This window comes from Mycobacterium sp. TH-M15 (assembly GCF_057473705.1).
In genome coordinates this window covers 1-2,176 of sequence record NZ_JBYCLB010000419.1, presented here as the reverse complement: position 1 = coordinate 2,176, position 2,176 = coordinate 1, and the positions used below count along the sequence as shown (strand labels likewise).

At 69.4% G+C, this 2,176-nt stretch carries 3 protein-coding genes and 1 pseudogene; 1 reads left to right on the top strand and 3 read right to left on the bottom strand.

The window, feature by feature from the left end; translation table 11 throughout:
* Positions 1-593: pseudogene (nadE, locus tag AC2VNT_RS10160) on the top strand (NAD(+) synthase); the annotation flags it as partial.
* An 11-nt stretch (positions 594-604) separates the two neighbouring features.
* Here nadE and AC2VNT_RS10155 read toward each other — a convergent pair.
* From AC2VNT_RS10155 to AC2VNT_RS10145, 3 genes are all read right to left on the bottom strand, one after another.
* The gene (locus tag AC2VNT_RS10155; RefSeq protein ID WP_486946733.1) at positions 605-1,150 is read right to left on the bottom strand and encodes a YbhB/YbcL family Raf kinase inhibitor-like protein; all 546 of its coding nucleotides are present in this window, start codon (positions 1,148-1,150) and stop codon (positions 605-607) included.
* Positions 1,150-1,710: a LeuD/DmdB family oxidoreductase small subunit gene (locus AC2VNT_RS10150; protein WP_486946732.1), complete on the bottom strand. Its 561-nt coding sequence runs from the start codon at positions 1,708-1,710 to the stop codon at positions 1,150-1,152. Before AC2VNT_RS10150 ends, AC2VNT_RS10155 begins: the two co-directional genes overlap by 1 nt.
* Positions 1,707-2,176: aconitase family protein (locus AC2VNT_RS10145; RefSeq protein ID WP_486946731.1), on the bottom strand; the 470-nt coding region annotated here is incomplete at its 5' end. The genes AC2VNT_RS10150 and AC2VNT_RS10145, both read right to left, overlap by 4 nt.

The window sequence follows — 2,176 nt, the reverse complement described above, 5'->3', positions numbered from 1 at the left end:
CCGAGCTGGCGCTGGGCTGGTCGACCTACGGTGTCGGCGACCAGATGTCGCACTACAACGTCAACGCCGGTGTCCCCAAGACGCTGATCCAGCACCTGATCCGCTGGGTGATCTCCACCGGCGAGTTCGAGGCCGAGGTCGGCGAGGTGCTGCAGTCGGTGCTGGACACCGAGATCACTCCGGAGCTGGTCCCGGGCGGAGAGGAAGAAGAGCTGCAGAGCAGCGAGGCCAAAGTCGGGCCGTACGCGCTGCAAGACTTTTCGTTGTTCCAGATGTTGCGCTACGGATTCCGGCCGTCGAAGGTCGCGTTTCTGGCCTGGCACGCGTGGCACGACGCCGACCACGGCAACTGGCCGTCGGGATTTCCCGAGGACAAGCGGCCTTCCTACTCGCTCAAGGAGATCCGGCACTGGCTGCAGGTTTTCGTGCAGCGGTTCTACTCCTTCAGCCAGTTCAAGCGGTCCGCCCTGCCGAACGGTCCGAAGGTGTCCCACGGTGGGGCGCTCTCGCCGCGGGGGGATTGGCGCGCCCCGTCGGACATGTCGGCGCGCATCTGGCTGGACGAGATCCAGCGCGAGGTACCCGAAGACTAGGCCGCGGAGGCTCAGCGCTCGTAGGTGCCGGTGAGCGTGCCCCGAGCCAGCAGGTGGCCACGCATCGCAACCAACAGGGCCTTGGCCGAGTCGACAACGGCGGGTATCGGTTCGTCGATCGCGAACACCTGAAACCGGTAGCGGTGGGGTCCGTGGCCGGGGATCGGGCGAGGCCCGGCGTAGCCGCGATGCCCCAGATCCGCTCGCAGAAAACGCATTCCTGCGCTGCCCGGGCGCAGCGAACCCGCAGCAGCCTGGCGCACCGTCGGTTCGATCACCGCGACGGTGTGCAGCAGCGGCCGGTGCAGCGGGACGTCGACATCGTCGATGACGAGCACCACCTGCCGCGTCCCGGGCGGCAGCCCTTCCCAGCGTAGCGGTGGCGAGATGTTTTCTCCGGCGCCCTTTCCCGCGCTGGACGGCGGCATGGCCGCGCCGTCGTCGAATGCCGAGCTCGTCACGCGGATGGAGCGGGGAGCGTCGAATGCAGCGGCGGCCAACGGGCTTCGGTGTTCACCCGCGCGGGCGCCGCGCAGCAGCCTGCCCAGCAGCGCCATCACGCGCCGCTTCCCGCGCCGCGGATCGTCACGCTGGAAGACCGCAGCAGATCGCCCAGTTCCGCGGGCAGGTAGCCCTGCTCGACCAGCCGGGGCAGCACCCCGCCGCTTTCGAGGATCTCGAGGATCAGCCCGGGCAGCGTCGGTACGGTGCCCGAGGCCCCCGTGGTGTCGTTGCGCCATGTTCCGGCGCTCAGGTCGAAGGTGCCCCGGTCGCCCTCGGCGAACACGGAGGTCGCGTCGGGGATCGTCATCGCCGGCAGCCCGGCGTTGACGGCGTTGCGAAAGAACAGCGAGTTGAACTCCTCGGCGACCAGCCCGGCGACGCCCAGCTCGGTGAACAACGCCGCGACCGGCCGCGACGACCCCACCCCGAAGTTCTTGCCGGCCAGCACGACGTCGCCGGGGGAGACCTCGTCGGTCCAGCCGGGGCGGACCTGGTAGAACACGTGCCTGGCCGCCTCCCGGGGCTCCATTTTCAGCGCGTAGCCCGGGTACATGTCGTCGGTGTTGAGGTTGTCGCCGAACACCCAGACTTTTCCGCCGAATGCCACCGTCATGCCGTCACGCTCCTGGGGTCGGTGATGTAACCGGCGATCGCCGAGGCCGCGACGGTGGCCGGTGAGGCCATGAAGATCTCGGCCTCGGGGCTGCCCATCCGGCCGGTGAAGTTGCGGGTGCTCGACGTGATGCACACCTCGCCGGGGCCCACGACCCCCATGTGGTAGCCGAAGCAGGCGCCACAGGTGGAGTTGGTGACGACGCCGCCCGCATCCGCGATGTCCTGCAGATACCCCAGCCGCATGGCCTCGCGGTAGACCGCCTGCGAGGCGGGGGTGACCAGGAGCCGCACCCCGGCGGCGACGGTCCTGCCGCGCAGCAGTTCCGCGGCGATCCTGAGGTCCTCGAGCTGGCCGTTGGCGCACGAACCGATGAACGCCTGGTCCACCTTCTGCCTGCCCAGCCGCGACACCGGCAGACCGTTGCGGCTGACGGTGCCCGGCCGCGCGACGTAGGGTTCCAGCC